Source organism: Desulfatitalea tepidiphila (assembly GCF_001293685.1).
In the GTDB taxonomy this organism is placed as follows: Bacteria; Desulfobacterota; Desulfobacteria; order Desulfobacterales; family Desulfosarcinaceae; genus Desulfatitalea; species Desulfatitalea tepidiphila.
Map to the genome: position 1 here is coordinate 219,260 of NZ_BCAG01000006.1, position 16,128 is coordinate 235,387.

The following is a 16,128-nucleotide window of genomic DNA, read 5'->3' on the forward strand; positions in this document are numbered from 1 at the left end:
TCAGAAGAGCACATAAAGCGTCGGCACATTGGTGCCAATCGTATAAGCGGTGCTGCCGACAATGGAACCCGCGTTGTTCCTCCCATCATCGTACTTTGTGTCGATCTCCAGGCAAACATCCGCCGGCAGATTGTAAAAGCGCAGGTAGTGAGCCGGCGGCGCCGCTCCGGCCGGATCTACCCAATAGAGATCCACGTTGCCGCCGAAGGCGTGCTTGGGACGATCCGAAGTGCCGTTGTAGGTGCCGCTGATCAATCCCGCCAGACTCAAATCGCGAAAGACTTCATACATTTCGGCACCGGTGGCGATCTGCCCGTTGCCGTTGCCTGCTCCGTCGCCGCCGCCGGCGGGCACGTTGGCCAGGTTTTCATCGCCGGGATAGACGCCGTATTTGTCGTAGAAGGTCATGACGGCCGCCCGCAGTTCGTCGGCCTGTTTGACGACCCGCTTGACCTTGGCATTCTCGATCATGGCCTGCCCCTTGAGCACGCCGCCGATCAGCAACCCGATTATCACCATGACGATGGCGATCTCCACCAGCGTAAAACCGCCCTGATCTCTTCTCAACCGTTTTAAATGCATATCCGCTCCTCCGTGTTTTGGTTTCGTCCCTTGTTGCAAATCAGCTCAAACAAGTATTCGATCCGATAGATTTTTCGGATCATAACGGCCAATACTTTAATTTTTTTCCATAATCATCCACTGTTCTTGCGCGGACAATCCGCGCTTCCGGGCCGCCTCCCGATGCCGTACCTTCCTTTACACCTGCTGGCGAATGTACGGCGTCACGAAGATCACCAGTTCGACATTCTCCTCGCTGTCTTCCATGTGTTTGAACAATCGGCCGAGCAGAGGCAAGTCACCGAAAAAGGGCAACCCCTCGTGGCGGACCGTGCGGATTTTAGTGATCAGGCCGGCCAGTACGAAAGAATTGCCCTCGCGCACCCGAACCGTTGTGGCCAGTTCCTGCAAGTCGATCACCGGGTTGGAGATGGCCTGGGTGGAGACGCCGGTGGGAATCTCCACATCCACTTCCCGCTGGATGCGTGTCAAGGCCGGTACGATGTGAAAGGTGACCATGCCGTCCGAGGAAATCTGGGTGGTCAACCCCAGCTGCAGCCCCAGAACAGCGCGCCGGATGGAGGTCCCGATGGTGATGAAGCCGGTCTCGCGGTCGCGGTCCACGCCATCGACATCGGCGTAAGGAAACTGATACCCCACGGTGAGCAGGGCGGACTGACGGTTCATCACCGTCAAATGGGGATTGGAGAGCACCTTCACGTCTCCCTGGGTCTTGAGGAAATCGAGCAGGGCTGAAAATTGGGATTGGCCGCTTTTAACGATGGCGCCGTTGTTGTTGAACGCCAACTGGAACACATCGGGCAGCGCGCCGCTGCTCGATGTAAAGGCCACGTCCAATTCACTCCAATCGATGCCGTATTTGCTTTCATCGGTGAGGCGCACTTCCATGATCCGGGCTTCTACGAACACCTGTCGATTGAGCGATTCGGTCAGCGAATCGAGGAAACGCACCATGGCATCAACGCGACGGGGGGTATCGGCCATATAAATGATGCCGGCATTGCGGTTGAGCCGCAAAACGCCCTCCTCGGACTTCAACCCGTCCAGGGCCTGGGCCACGGCCTGCCACAGGTCCGAACTCTGCTCCGGCTTCTTGGTCTTGATCTGGTATTTACCCGACACGCCGGCGCTGTCCACCCCCGAGCCGAGCATGTCGCCGCCCACATCGACCACGGTTTCCCCGATCAGGTCGAGACTGTCGAACTGATAGATGCGCTCGACGAATCTCCGTATCGCCAGCGCGCCTTTTTCCATGTGCCAGGCGTATCCGGCGCCGTTGACCACGATCATGTCCAGGGCCTCGGCAAGGGTCACGTTTTTGAGATTCACGGTCACCGGCCGGCCCAGATCGATCTCCGCTTCGATGGAGAGATTGTATTCCGCATCCTTTGTCAAGGCAGCCAAAACTTCGCCCAGGGGCGCCTTGTCGAAGACCAGGGAATAAAGCATAGGGGCCGCAACCACTTCACGGGTCAACGGGGCCATCTGCTCGGAAAACGGCGGCGGCCCGGGCTGAGGCCGTTGCTTGGCCTGGTTGAGCTGCTCCTGCGGCCTCATCTGATCCAACTCGTTTGGATAATGGACCAACGGAGATTGCGGCTGGCGGGCGGCGCATCCGCTGCCCAGTGCCATGCAGAGCAGGACGGCGATCGCCAGCCAGCCATTGCCATTGCGGGGAGTATTCATTTAAAACGGCTCCTTTTTTGCCATTGCACTCACTTGCCTTGATCACTGGAATATCGCGGTCGCGGCGACTCGATGAACCATCGACTGCCTTGACGCACCAGCGAAACGCCTTCCGCGGAAATTTTCTCGACGACAAATGCCATCACCTGGTCTTTTTCACGGTACACGCGCCCATCGAGGACGGCCAGGTGGTGCATCGTACCGGTCGGTGCATCGACCCTCATGATGCCGCTCAGGTTCGGCAATTCGACTTTTTCCTGTAGAGCCGCTGCCGAATTCTTTTCCGGCGATGCCTCTTTCACACGGCTGTCCGCGGGCAACGAAAAGGAGGCGCCACTGATGCCGATTCCATCGAACGCACGGACGGCATTTTCGGCCAACCGGCCTTCCAGGCGTGCGAACTTGTGACGCAGCGACACGATGGTGGCCGAACTGGCTTGAAGAGGTTTGCTTTCCAGGGCGATAAAACCGTATCCGTTGACGCCCGCTACCGCCAGGGCGGCGAGCAGCCAACCGCAAATGCACGCTTGTTGTTTACTTCCGACCAGCTTCATAACGCCTCGGTTTGGGTCTCGATCCGATGGGTCGTGACGTGGGGCAGCACCTCCGGCGCGGGAGTGGGGTCGCCGATCCTGTATCGGAACAGAAACTCGATCTGCAGATCCATTTCATGCGGACCCGCGGCGGCGGAGACACCCAATCGCCTGACCGTCAGATAGGGATAGTTACCCAACGCGGTCAGAAAGCCGACCGCCTGCCCCAGGGGACCGCGCAGGCTGATCTCACAGGGGACTTGATCTTCGCCCATCTGGCTCATTTCCGGATGGATCTTCACATCCGCCAGATCGAAAGCGGCTGCCAGGGCCATCAATCGGCTTCGCATGGCAACGATGCCCAGATCCATGGATTCCACCGCCAGGAACCGGCCATCATGGGAGGCCATGGTGTCTGCCAGGCGTTTGGCATTCTGGCGGAGAAAATCGTTTTCCCTGCGAGCCTGCTCGTTGCTCTGCCGAGACGCCGCCACCTGGTCGACTTTACTCCCGTTCCAGAACGTCACGGCCAATGCCAGGATCCAGATGCAGCCCGCTGCGGCCCATCGCAATTTCATCTGGGTGCTCATATCAACTCCAGGCGCAAGGCAATCACATAATGGGCCAATGCTTCCGTCGCTGCTCCGGGATCCAATGAGACCTGGATGTCATTGATGGAAAACTGCTGCGCCGATTTGAAATCGGCTTTTACGCGAGCCACCAGAGAGGCCAGCAGGGCTTTGAGCTGTTCGGTGCTTCCCACCCTGACCTTGGCCGTCAGTTTTATGGCCGGCTGTTCTTCCAGATCCATGTCCAGGGCCTGCAGCTGCATGCCCGCAGGCAGGCCGGCCAGCAGGCGCCGGACCTCATCGGCACACACCGGGCGCTCGGCCGCCTCGAGCACCCGGTCCAGGGCCTGCTCATAGTCGGCCAAAGACGTCGCCGATTGCGTTGCCTGCTGCTCGATGATCCTGAACGCCGTGTTCTCCTGCCGGAGCATTCTGCTCAGCACCAGGTTTTCACCCATCAACGGCAGCAGCAACAGGGCGCCGACCAAAATACCGGCCCACTGAACCGGCTCCCATTCGAGCTCACGTTTGACTCTGCGATGGGCCAGACTGAAAAAGGAAGTTTTAAAAATCGCATGTCTCGACGGGAGCAGCCCATCGAGGAATGGCACCGCTTCGCTGGCAATGGTGTGGCTGCCCTTGAGCATTGGCTGAAGATCGATGACATCCCTCCCGAGCATGTCGCTGAACGATTCACACGTCTCGCCCGGTCCTGCCAGAAGGTAAACCCGGTTCAATTCCGTCTTGGTTTTCTGGGAGAACATATAAAGGGATTGATTGATCTCGAACGTCAAAGCTTCCAGCCGGTCTGTGCCCTCGGCCAGAGCCACGTTGCGGGAAAAAATGAAATGCCCTTTGGAATAAAAATAGAGGCGGCACTCGCAGCCGCCCATATGGATCAGCAGGGTGCCTTGACCATCGACATCGGCCACCGATTGGGCCAGTTTGTCCAGCCAGAGAAACGCCGGGGCAGTGATCCGGCGGGGGGCCAGATCCAGTTGTTCCAATGCGTCGTATAGCCGATAGCCCTTCTCTTCCTGGAGAAAATAGGCCATCAGCCCGCCTTCGAATCCCTCTGGAGGAAGACTCTGGTAATTGAAGAAGTGTTGGATCTGCCGGCACTCCGGAAAGGCGGCGCTCAGCTTACGTTCCAGGAAGGGCTCGATCAGGGATGGCCGGGTGGATTGAAACGCATAGCGTTCCATACCCAGCCAATGATCCGGCACGATGCATAGATGTTTATGGTTGCCTCGGATCGATTTTGGAATCCTTTCGGCGATGCCTTCATCCGATAAGACCTGATCCATGGGCAGCCTTAACATGCAGCGGCCGGCATCCGAGAGTCCTGTGGAAATCCACAGTACCTCGTCGTCGTGAACTACACAAACTGTGTTCGAGTTCTTCTTAAGCATCTGTTTTCATGGCATCTTGAAATGGCATCGAATGTGGATCACCGATTATGCCGGTATTATCGGCATGATTGGATAAATACTTGAAAAAATAATTTTTCGACCGACTATAGGTGGCTTTCCCCCCTCATGGGAGAAAGAAGGCGATGTGCCATGCAATGGGAAAAAACAGGGCTGGGGGTATCGATGTTTCAAAAGATCAAAAAAAGCCGGGGACTCGACAGCCCCCGGCGTCTAAACGTATTGCGATCAGCGATGAAGCTTAATTGGGTCGGGCGCCGGCGTAGCCGATGCTCTTGAGGGCCACTTCCATCTCGGCCAGGATGGCCGGATCGTCGATGGTGGCCGGCACGTTGTACGTCTTGTTGTCGGCGATCTTCTGGATGGTCCCGCGCAGGATCTTGCCCGAACGCGTCTTGGGCAGCCGGTTGACCACCGTGGCGGTCTTGAAGGCGGCCACGGGTCCGATACGGTCGCGCACCATCTGCACCACCTCGCGCTGAATCTCGGCATGATCGCGCTTCACGCCGGCCTTGAGCACCAGGAAGCCGATGGGCACCTGGCCCTTGAGGCTGTCTTCCACACCCAGGACGGCGCACTCGGCCACGTCCGGATGGTCGGACAGCACCTCCTCCATGGCGCCGGTGGAGAGGCGATGGCCGGCCACGTTGATGATGTCGTCGGTGCGGGCCATGACATAGGCATAGCCGTCGGCATCGATGAAACCGGCGTCCGCGGTCTTGTAGTAGCCGGGAAACTCTTCCAGGTACGACTCGACGAACCGGTCGTCGTTTTGCCAGAGGGTCGGCAGGGTCCCCGGGGGCAGGGGCAGCTTGACCACCAGGGCGCCGATTTCGCCAGGGGCCACCCGACGGTTGTCGTTGTCCACCACCTGCAGGTTCCAACCGGGCACGGCCTTGGTGGGGGAGCCATATTTGACCGGGAAGCGGTGCAGGCCCATGCAGTTGGCCGCGATGGCCCACCCGGTTTCGGTCTGCCACCAGTGGTCGATGACCGGCACGTTAAGGTTCTTTTCGGACCACTGGATCGTGTCGGGGTCGGACCGCTCGCCGGCGAGAAAGAGAATCTTGAAACAGGAGAGATCGTACTTCTTGATCAACTCGCCCCTGGGATCTTCGCGCTTGATGGCCCGGAAGGCGGTGGGCGCCGTGAACAGGGATTTGACCTTGTGCTGGGAGATGACACGCCAGAATACCCCTGCGTCGGGCGTGCCCACCGGCTTGCCCTCGAACAGGATGGTGGTGGCCCCCTGGAACAACGGGGCGTAGACGATGTAGGAGTGGCCGACCACCCAGCCCACGTCCGAAGCGGCCCAGAAGACATCGCCGGGGTCGATGTCGTAGATCGCCTTCATGGTCCATTTGAGGGCCACCAGGTGACCGCCGTTGTCGCGCACCACGCCCTTGGGCTGCCCGGTTGTCCCCGAGGTGTAGAGAATGTAGAGCGGATCGGTGGCCGCCACCGGAACGCAGTCGGCCGGCCGCGCTTTGACCATGCCCGCCTGCCAATCCACATCGCGCCCGTCGATCATTTCGGCCTTTACCATGGGGCGCTGGAGAACGATACACGCCTGCGGCTTGGAGGCCGCCATGTCGATGGCCTTGTCGAGCAGCGGTTTGTAAGGAATGACTTTCTTGACCTCGATGCCGCAGGAGGCCGAAACGATCACCTTGGGCTTGGCGTCGTTGATGCGGGTAGCCAACTCTTTGGCCGCGAACCCACCGAAGACGACCGAGTGGATGGCGCCGATGCGCGCACAGGCCAGCATGGCGATGGCTGCCTCGGGAATCATGGGCATGTAGATGAGCACCCGATCCCCTTTGGTCACGCCCTGATCGATGAGCACGCCGGCGAACCGGGCCACCTCGTCGCGCAGTTGCGCATAGGTGTACTGCTTGATGGTGTCGGTCACCGGGCTGTCGTAGATCAGGGCCGCCTGGTCGCCACGGCCGTTTTCAACATGATAGTCCAAGGCATTGTAGCAGGTATTGACCACTCCGCCGCTGAACCAGTGGTAGAAGGGTTTGTCGCTGTCATCCAGCACCTTGTCCCACTGTTTGTACCAGTGGCAGGCCTGGGCCGCTTTGGCCCAGAAGGTTTCCGGATGGTTCAAGGATTCCGCGTATGCGGCGTCGTATGCATTGGTCATGTGGATTTCCTTTCATGTCGTGATCGTGGCCCATCGCCCGCACCGCTTCCGTTCCCCCATCCCAGGCCAGGGGGCATCCAGGGCACAGAGTGCCGCAGGTATGCCCGGGGCATGGCATGGGAGGAATGCCTGGAGCGCTTCGAGCCGCTCCAGGCAGGTATGGTGGATTCCTGCGGGCACGCAGGATGGCGGAGAGGGCCGTTGAATACAATACTTACCGTGATCAAGCCGACTCTTTGGCCAGTTTGCCCAGGGGCGCACGGGCCGGCCCGTTGTCGATCCACGGTTTGCCCAGGGGTAGAATCTGGCGGCCGAAAACCTGGGCATAAATGGCGGCGGCCATCATGTACCAGGCATTCAGGGCGCAGAGAATCAGGATGACGGCTGTCGGCTTGGTCAATCCCGGATAACCGAAATGAGCCAGATCCAGGCCGATAAATCCGATAACCAGCAGCGTGAAGGTCGACGCCATGGCGCTATGGATCCGCATGGCACCGACCCACATGATCATCGTGTAAAGGGTCCAGACCACGAGGAAGATCCCCACGTCCGTGTGGTTCAGGGTGTAGATTTTGAAGTGGTTCAGCAGCCAGATGATGCCCAGGGCGATCCAGAAGGCGCCGTAAGAGACAAAGGCGCTGTAACCGAAATTGTTGCCGCATTTGAATTCCTGGAAGCCGGCGATCAATTGGGCCACGCCGCCAAAGGCGAGGGCGAGCGCCAGCACCGGGCCGATGCCGCACCAGCCGAGGTTGTGAAACTGAAGAATCAGGGTGGTGAGACCAAACCCTGCCAGACCGACGACCGCCGGATTGCCTTGACCTTCTGCTGCCATGGGACCTCCTTTTGGGGTTGACTACGACTCATGAATGGAGGCACAGCCGAACGTGGCCATGCCGAACCGCTTTAGAAGAACCTATTTACTGAGGATTCCTCAGCAATCGGCATGCCATTCAGTCATTAATTAACTAAATAAAATGAATCCAGTAGGTTATGAGAGATATGGCTTCAATACTGTTTTTTAAATGAATGGAGTTCTGCAAATAAATGGGATTCTTTTGTCCCAATCCGGAGGGAACTACGCGCTAACAGACTGATTTCAATTATCAATGGGATAATGGGTCATTTTTGTCCCAATTGAGGACAATTAAAGCCCAAGCCCTTTCATTTTACGGAACAGCGTGCGGCGGTCGATCCCCAGCAATTCGGCCACTCGGCTGCGGTGCCACTGATTCTCCTTGAGCAGATGCTCGATGTAACGCTTCTCGAAGGCCTGGACCGCATCGCTCAACGTGAGATCGGTCCGGTCCGGCTGGAGGAGCAGCTCATCGGTCGAAACGGCCTGCGCCTCGGGTTCGGCGGCCTGGCCCAGTCCCAAAAAGTCGAGCTGCCCCAGGGTGATATATCGGTGGACGCTGTTTTGCAGCTCGCGCACATTGCCCGGCCAGTCGTAGCGCTGCATGGCCGCGATCACCCGCTGGGGCACCACGGGAATCCGATCGCCGTGGGGATAATCGCTGAGAAAATGGTTGACCAGCAGGGGGATATCCTCTTTTCTGGACTTCAAGGCCGGCAGATAGACGGGCAGGATGTGGATCCGGTAATAGAAATCCTTGCGGAAACTGCCCGTCTCCAGGCTGCCGCGCAGGTTGCGGTTGGTGGCCGCCACGATACGGATGTCGGCTTGCTTCACCTCGCTGCTGCCGATGGGCGTGTATCCGCCCCCCTCGATGGCCCGCAGCAGCTTGACCTGCATGGTCAGGTTCAACTCGCCCACCTCGTCCATGAACAGGGTGCCGCCGTCGGCCGCGTCGAGATATCCGGGCTTGTCCTGGTCCGCTCCGGTAAATGCGCCTTTGCGGTAGCCGAAAAACTCGCTTTCGACCAGGTTGTCCGGGATGGCGCCGCAGTGCACGGTGACGAACTTCCTGCTGCCCCGGTCGCTCAGATCGTGAATGGTCTTGGCCACCAGTTCCTTGCCGGTGCCCGACTCGCCGTAGATGATCACGTGGGCAGTGGACTCGGCCGCCTTGAGAATGCTTTCGTACACCTCCTGCATGGCCCGGCTCTTGCCTATGATCTGGCCGAACCGGCTGGCCGTGCGCAGGGAGGATTTCAGCCGCCGGTTCTTCTCGGCCAGTTGAATCTCCCGCTGGCGCAGCCAATCCTCGGTGGCCTTGCGCTCGGTGATATCGAGCACCACGGCCTGCATATGGCGCACCTGACCCTCGGCATCGAACACCGGGGCCTGAATGGCATCGTACCAGCGGCCGTCCTTTTCATTGTAGAACTCGGTGTGAACGGTCTGGCCCGTGAACACGTCCGGATGGCGGCACCAGGGGCAGGGCTTTTCCAGGCCGTAGAGGGAAAGATGGCAACAGCTGCCGGTGGGATCTGCACCCAGGTGATCGACCAGCCTGCGGTTGACGAAATCGAGGCGAAACTGGGCGTCGCACGTATAGATGAACCCTTCGAAAATGGAGACGATCTCGGCCAGCCGGGCCTCGCTCTGCTTGAGGGCCGCGGCGGTCTTTTCCCGAATGGCGATCTCCTTTTTCAGCTCCAAATTGGCTGCCAGCAGCTCTTCGGTTCGCCGTTGCAGGTCCAGGGTGCGGGAACGGATTTCTGTTTCCAGGTGAGCCTGGTAACGCTGATTCTCATCCCTCAGCCGGTTGCGTTCCAGGGCGCGGTTGACGGCGTGCTCGAGCACCGCCATATCCACGATGGGTTTGGTGACGAAATCGAAAGCACCCAGGCGCAGGGCGGCCACGGCATCCTGGAGCACCCCGGCCCCGGTCACCACGATCACCGGCACGCGCGCCAGCTCCCCGGCCATGGCCTCGAGCACCTCCAGGCCGTCCATGCGCGGCATGCGCAGATCCAGCAGTATGACGTCGGGCGTGACGGCCCGAAAGCGTTCGAGTCCCTCGCGGCCGTCCGCGGCCTGGGCCACGATGAAGCCGCTGTCTTCCAGGTAAGTGGAAATGCTGTCCCGGACGATGTCTTCATCGTCGATCACCAGCACACAGCGTTTGGCCGATCGCTCAGTGAACACGGTGACGCTCCTGGGCTGCGGAACCGTTGCTTAACGTCGGGGAGGCGGCCATCGGGTCGGCCAGGGGCAGCCGAATGATGAAGGTCGCCCCCTGTCCGGGCGCGGATTCGGCGGACATGAACCCATTGTGATTATTGGTAATGATAAAATAGGAGACCGAAAGCCCCAATCCAGTTCCCACGCCCACCTCCTTGGTGGTGAAAAACGGCTCGAAGATGCGTTTGAGCTGCTGCTCGTCTATGCCCGGGCCGTTGTCCACGATGCGGATGACGGCAAAACCATCCTCCCGGCCCAGGTGCAGGGCAATGCAGGGCGGATCGGACGATCGCCCCTCCTCGATCATGGCCTGGGCCGCGTTGCGCAGCAGGTTGAGCACCACCTGCTCGATCTCGGTGGCCACACAGGGCACCGGCGGCATGTCCGGCGCATAGTGACGATCGATGCGGATATGACGAAAGTCGAACTTCTTCTTGAGGTCGTAATCATGGGCCGCCAGTTCGATGGTCTTGTCCAGCAGGTCCGATAGTTGCACGAGGGCCTGGCGGGACTCGCTGCGGCGGCTGAAGCTGAGCATGTTCTCGACGATCCGCGATGCACGCTCACCGGAACGCCGGATATTGTCGAGAAACCGAAAGACCTCCCGTTTTTCCAGATAGCAGCCGATGGTCGCCAGGGTGGTACCGCAGGCGGCCGCATCGGCGTCATTGGCCGGCAGCCCCGGGGACATGCGGCGAACCACGTTTTGCAGGTTCTGCAACATGCCGCCCAGCGGGTTGTTGATCTCATGGGCCATGCCGGCTGCCAGACCCCCGACGCTCATCATCTTTTCGGTCTGGACCATCATGTTCTCCATGCGCACCCGCTGGGAGACATCATCCACCCGGATCACCGATCCCTTCACCTCCCCGGCCTCGATGGGATAGACCATGATGTCCGCATGAAAGGTGTCTCCGCCGTAACTGCACACCGTTTTTTCGACCTGCCGGGCCTGGCCGGTCTGGATGACTGCGTAGATCATCTCCATGTGGGGCTCCAGCAACGGCAACACCTCGGTGACCGGCCGCCCGAGCGCCTGATCGTCCCCGATGCCGGTCATGCGCTCGGCGCTGCGGTTCCACTGGGTCACCCGCCCTTCCCGGTCGACACCGACCAGGACCGACGGCATGGCGTCGACAAAGTTCTTAAGATAGTGCCGCATGCGGGCCATGGCTTGTTCGGCCCGCCGCGACTCCTGGATATTGGCCTCCAGGCGCTCCATAAAGGTGTTGAAGTAGCTGGCCAGCATGCCCACCTCGTCCCGGCTCTGGCGCTGCATGCGCACCGAAATGTCTCCCTTGGCGCCGGCCTCGAACCGGCCCATCAGCTTCTGGAGCGGATTGGTGATGGACGAGCTGATCCGCAGGGTGATGGGCAGCACCAGCACGAAGGTGATCAACACGGTCATGAGGATCAGATGGGAGATGGTCTTCAGGGGCGCATAAAACTCCTCCAGGAAACTCGACGAGGCCACGATCCATTCATATTCGGGAATGTAGTTGAAAATCACCAGTTTTTCACGCGCCGTGGGCTCGCCGGGCGCCGCCCACGAGTAGATGATCTTGCCGCTCTTGCGCCGGCAGATCTCCTGGATGAACTGGCGGCCCTGGATGTCGATGGCCTCGTAGTAGTTGCCTTCCAGGGAGGGGTGGACGATCAGGTTTCCCTCCAGGTCCAGCACATACGAGTACCCGGTCTGGCCGAACACGATGGAGAGGATGCTGTCGCGGAAATCGTCCACATTGACCAGTTCCCTGAACTCGTTGCGGTAGGAGGAGACCGAAATGATCCAGTCCCAGGGCTCGAAATAGGTCATGTAGAGCGCCTTGGGCCGGGGGTGGCTCTCGCCCGGATTCTGCCAGTTGTATTCCAGGTAGCCCACCTTGCGGGCCTTCTGGTCGGCGATGAATGAGTAGTCTGACAGGTCCACGTCAATCAGGGCGTTTTCCGGATGGATCAAAATGACGCCCCCGCTGTCGATACAATAGATGTACCCGGTTTTCCCGATGGTTTGACTGAGCATCACCTCCGCGCTGCGGCGTTTGGCCTCCTCCATGCTCATCGCCCCATCCAGGGCGCGCTGGTGAAAATGGTGGGCGATCTCACGATTTTTCTCGGCCACGGCCCTCAGGTGGTTCTTGATCGAAACCCCGGCAGAGGTCTTGACCATGTTCAAAATGGTCTGGGTGGTGTTTTTAAGCTCGCTCTCGATATTGGCCTGGATGGCTGCCTTGACGAAATGGAACATGATGATGCTGCCGATGGACAGGGAAAGGACGAAAACCGCCGAATAGCTGATCAGCAGCTTGTAGCGGATGCGGAGATCCGCAAAACGACGCGACAACTGCAGCATTGTCCCCCCTGTGAATCGTTATGGCCGACAGGCCGGAATGACAGCCTAAGGAAAGGCGGGCCGACCTGTCAACCGGGAAAAAATGAGAACCCGCAATTTTCATATCAAAATTCTCTATTGCCCCCCGCGCGGGAACCCGTTTATAATTCGTTATTATCATTCAACCAAAGGAGGGCACCATGCAACTTAAAGACCGCTCCTCCATCGACAGACGCAGCGGCGACGACCGGCGAAAATTTCCCATCCTCAAGCGGCTCTTCGCGGCAGATCCCCACCACAGAGAGACGACCGACCGCAGATCCCCCAATGAACGCAGGGAAGGATGGGTACGCTTGACCAAGTGGTCGAGCATGAACCTGTCGAAACTGAAAATTTCAAAGTTTCTGAAGCCGTATTGACGGAATCGGGGACCCCCGTGTCCCGGCAGTCTACGGACACGTCTCGTGGAGCAGTGCCATCCCGTTGGCATAAAACACCCCATCGTAAAACTCCTGGGAGAGATCGAGGCTCAGGAGATGGTCGATTTCGCCCTGACGGGGCAGAATGACGTTCGGAAAATCGGAGCCATAGAGGATGCGGTCTTTGTATTTTTCCAGACAGACGGTATCCAGGTTAAAGGAAAAGGGCGTTTCCGGCCAGAAGGTGTAAGCCGTATCCAGGTAAAGATGGGGATAGGTGTCCAGCAGCGCCATGAAGGCTTGAAACTCGTAGCACCCCATGTGGGGAATATTGGCCGGCAGGTCGGGATAACGCCCGAGCACCGGCAGAAACTGCTCCAATCCCACGAATGGATTGGTCGTGGGCCCGTTGCCCACATGCAGCAGAAGCCGCTTATTCTTCTCCATGACCAGTTCATACAGGGGGAAAAGGCGCGGATCGTGGGGGTAGATTTTCTGAACCTGGAAGTGCAGCTTGATGCCCATCACCCGGGGATGGTCGAGCATGCGGGCGGCGTCTTCCAGGCCATGGTCGTCATCCGGGTGAAAAGCGGCGAAGCAGTATAGCCGGTCATGGCGTGCCAGCAGGTCGATGTTCCAGTCGTTCATGGGTGCGGCAATGCCCGCCTTATGGGCATAATTGGAATAGACGATGCGTTTCACGCCGTGCGCACGAAGATAGTCGATGCATGGGCCGCTGTAGAGCTTGTGCAGCACCTCGGCACCCATGGCGGCAAAGTATTTCCATATGGCGTCGAATCCCTTGTCGGGAAACAGGTGCACGTGGAAATCGATGATGGCCGGCGGCAGACGTTTCATGACGGCCTGTCGATCGGCAGGCGGAAGGAGAAAACGGTGCCTTCCGCCGGGTCGGAGAAGAAATCGACCTTGCCGCCCAGATAGTGCTCGCCGAAGAGTTTCATGGCGTAGGTACCCAGCCCCCGCCCCGAATCGGCCTTGGTGCTGAAGTAACGTTGAAAAATCCTGTGCCGGTACTTTTCATCGATGTACGCAGCATTCCACACTTTCCATACGACTGCGGTTCCTTCTTCCACGACTTCGACCGCCAGGCGCACCTGGCCTCCCTTGGGGGTGGCCTCCAGGGCATTGATCACCATATTGCCCAACACCTTGGAAACCAGCAGGGGATCGGTGTAGAGGCTGACGTCCGGCTCGGGCCAGTCGGCCTCGTATGATTTTCCGATACGTGCGGTGTGCCCGTCGACGAGCAGGCCGAGTTCCTTTTTGATTCTGCTCAACGGCACATAGTCCCGATTGGGCTCGTATTGCCCCTCTTTGTTCTTGGAAAGCGTGCGTTGCAGAGAGACTTCGGCGTTCAATCTCACGGCCGCTGCCCGGATCTGTTGTACAGCCGGATGGTCCGGCATCTCCGAAGCCAGCAGATCGCTGTAACCGAGCAGCGAAGCCAAAGAATTGTTGATGTCGTGGAAAAAGATCCGTTCCAGATTCATCCAGAATTGTTCCTGGGTGATGTCCTGGGCAAAGAGCAGGATCCACCGGTGGTCGTCCACACGCATGGGATGGGAGCGGATCAACAGGCAGATGTCGCTTTTCACGCCATCTTGTTCGGTGGTCATGGCGCACATCTGCTCGTCGGTGGTGTCGTTCTCGATGGCCGCCATCGTGGCGATAGCTGCACCGCAGGTGACACACTGCAGCGTGGTGCCGCAGCCGTTGGGCTCTCCATGAGCGTGGACGCATTTCAGGCTCTCCCCGAGACGAAGGCCGAGCACCTCTTCGGCATTGTGGATGCCGATCGCCTCGAGAAACGCATGGTTGATCGCCACGATCTGACGATCCTCGTTGAGCACGACCATCAGACCCGAAACCGCCTTGAGAAGGGTGTTCATAAGCGGACTGTGGCTGATATCGACGATCTGGTTCTTGAACTCTCTCCGGTCTGTCCTACGGACCGGTGCAAAATAGGTGTCCACCGACATCATGTTCTCCCCGTTGGGTGTGTGCTGCTCCGCAAACGACTCAGTTCCAGGCAGAGGCTATTTAGACACAAAATCATACCAAAATAAAAGATTTTTTCCATCCTGCCGCAGACCGATCCCCACCCGCGCACAACGAGCTGCAGCTTCGGACGGATACGGGATGCCGCGGTATTTCAATCTGCGCGTCACCCACCCACCATAAAAAGACTAAAGTCTCTGAAAATTAGACCGATGATGGCCTCAATCGGTGATCCTGGAATCCCGTCAAACGATCCATCGTTCCAAAATCATAAATCAAACCAAGGAGTTTCATAAAACATGAAGAACATTTCAAAGAAGCTGATCGTAACCATCGCCCTGCTGGTGCTGCCTGTGCTGGCGTCGGCCAAGCCATACGAAGGCAAGAAAGTGCTCTTTATCGATTCTTATCACCAGGGGTATGCCTGGAGCGACGGGATCACCGCGGGGGTCGAAAATGCCCTCAAGGAGACCGGGGCCGAGTTGAAAATCGTCCGGCTGGACACCAAACGGAACACGGACGAGGCCTTCAAGGCCGAAGCCGGCCGAAAAGCCAAGGCCGAGATCGACGCGTTCAAGCCCGATGTCGTGGTTGCTGCCGATGATAACGCCGCCCAATACGTGATCGTTCCTTTCTATAAAGGTGGATCTCTGCCGTTTGTCTTCTGCGGTCTGAACTGGGATGCCAGCATCTACGGGCTGCCCACCAGCAACGTCACGGGTATGCTGGAAGTCACGCCCATTCCCCAGCTGATTGATCAATTAAAACCCTATGCCAAGGGGGAGCGTATCGGTTTCCTGGGGCCCGATGTGGAAACCGCGCGTAAAGAGGCGCAGAATTACAAGAAGGTCTTCGGTATGCAACTCACCGAATACTATGCGGCCGACTACGAAGATTGGAAAAAGGGATTCAAGGAGCTTCAACAGTCGGTGGATATTCTGATCATCGATTCCGATGGCGGTCTCTATAACAATCACAAGGACGAAATGACCGCATTTGCAAAAGCCAACACCACCATCCCCACCGGATCGACCTACGATTTCATGGCGCACTGTGCCCTATTCACCTATGCCAAGGTGGCCGAGGAGCAAGGATTCTGGGCCACCAAGGCAGCCCTCAACATATTGGGCGGCACCGCCCCGGCCGACATCCCGGTGGCTCAGAACGAACAAGGCAAACTGATCATCAACATGCAGATCGCCGAAGCTGTGGGCCTGAACCTGCCCTTTGAGATCATTCAGTCCGCCGACCAGGTGATCGAATAATCATCAAGCATCGGATACACCGGACCCCGCGACCGGCCGCAAAACCATAGGGG

The 16,128-nt window shown here is 58.6% G+C and carries 13 protein-coding genes; 2 read left to right on the plus strand and 11 right to left on the minus strand.

All coding sequences use genetic code 11. The features are described from left to right. The 9 genes from DFT_RS20930 to DFT_RS20970 form a co-directional block, all read right to left on the minus strand. The gene (locus tag DFT_RS20930; RefSeq protein ID WP_054033185.1) at positions 1 to 582 is read right to left on the minus strand and encodes a type II secretion system protein; all 582 of its coding nucleotides are present in this window, start codon (positions 580 to 582) and stop codon (positions 1 to 3) included. A gap of 177 nt (positions 583 to 759) precedes the next feature. Continuing rightward, positions 760 to 2,268, minus strand: coding sequence for a secretin GspD/PilQ domain-containing protein (locus DFT_RS20935; protein WP_054033186.1), 1,509 nt, complete (start codon positions 2,266 to 2,268; stop codon positions 760 to 762). 29 nt (positions 2,269 to 2,297) lie between these two features. After that, complete coding sequence (locus tag DFT_RS20940; RefSeq protein WP_054033187.1) at positions 2,298 to 2,822, minus strand: hypothetical protein; 525 nt, start codon at positions 2,820 to 2,822, stop codon at positions 2,298 to 2,300. Continuing rightward, positions 2,819 to 3,391 (minus strand): hypothetical protein, encoded by a 573-nt coding sequence (locus DFT_RS20945; RefSeq protein WP_054033188.1) that lies wholly within the window; start codon positions 3,389 to 3,391, stop codon positions 2,819 to 2,821. The genes DFT_RS20940 and DFT_RS20945 overlap by 4 nt, the downstream gene beginning before the upstream one ends. After that, positions 3,388 to 4,782: a type IV pilus biogenesis protein PilM gene (locus tag DFT_RS20950; RefSeq protein ID WP_152972108.1), complete on the minus strand. Its 1,395-nt coding sequence runs from the start codon at positions 4,780 to 4,782 to the stop codon at positions 3,388 to 3,390. The genes DFT_RS20945 and DFT_RS20950 overlap by 4 nt, the downstream gene beginning before the upstream one ends. 259 nt (positions 4,783 to 5,041) lie before the next feature. After that, entirely contained in the window at positions 5,042 to 6,949 is a 1,908-nt protein-coding gene (locus tag DFT_RS20955; RefSeq protein ID WP_054033190.1) for a propionyl-CoA synthetase, read from the minus strand. 223 nt (positions 6,950 to 7,172) lie between these two features. Beyond that, complete coding sequence (locus tag DFT_RS20960) at positions 7,173 to 7,784, minus strand: acetate uptake transporter (protein WP_054033191.1); 612 nt, start codon at positions 7,782 to 7,784, stop codon at positions 7,173 to 7,175. A gap of 312 nt (positions 7,785 to 8,096) precedes the next feature. Then, the gene (locus tag DFT_RS20965; protein WP_054033192.1) at positions 8,097 to 10,004 is read right to left on the minus strand and encodes a sigma-54-dependent Fis family transcriptional regulator; all 1,908 of its coding nucleotides are present in this window, start codon (positions 10,002 to 10,004) and stop codon (positions 8,097 to 8,099) included. After that, entirely contained in the window at positions 9,994 to 12,393 is a 2,400-nt protein-coding gene (locus DFT_RS20970) for a cache domain-containing protein (RefSeq protein ID WP_054033193.1), read from the minus strand. Before DFT_RS20970 ends, DFT_RS20965 begins: the two co-directional genes overlap by 11 nt. 179 nt (positions 12,394 to 12,572) lie before the next feature. Here DFT_RS20970 and DFT_RS20975 point away from each other — a divergent pair, with 179 nt between their 5' ends. After that, positions 12,573 to 12,791: a hypothetical protein gene (locus tag DFT_RS20975; protein WP_054033194.1), complete on the plus strand. Its 219-nt coding sequence runs from the start codon at positions 12,573 to 12,575 to the stop codon at positions 12,789 to 12,791. Positions 12,792 to 12,821: 30 nt separating this feature from the next. On the opposite strand, the gene DFT_RS20980 is transcribed toward DFT_RS20975, so the two are convergent. Together DFT_RS20980 and DFT_RS20985 are read right to left on the minus strand one after the other, a co-directional pair. Beyond that, on the minus strand, positions 12,822 to 13,649 hold the full coding sequence (locus tag DFT_RS20980; RefSeq protein ID WP_054033195.1) for an amidohydrolase family protein: 828 nt from the start codon (positions 13,647 to 13,649) through the stop codon (positions 12,822 to 12,824). Next, a complete protein-coding gene (locus DFT_RS20985) occupies positions 13,646 to 14,791 on the minus strand; it encodes a sensor histidine kinase (RefSeq protein WP_161807222.1) in 1,146 nt (381 codons plus the stop codon). The genes DFT_RS20980 and DFT_RS20985 overlap by 4 nt, the downstream gene beginning before the upstream one ends. Before the next feature lie 318 nt (positions 14,792 to 15,109). On the opposite strand from DFT_RS20985, the gene DFT_RS20990 reads away from it, so the two are divergent. Beyond that, positions 15,110 to 16,075, plus strand: coding sequence for an ABC transporter substrate-binding protein (locus DFT_RS20990; protein WP_054033197.1), 966 nt, complete (start codon positions 15,110 to 15,112; stop codon positions 16,073 to 16,075). The last annotated feature ends 53 nt before the right edge of the window (positions 16,076 to 16,128 follow it).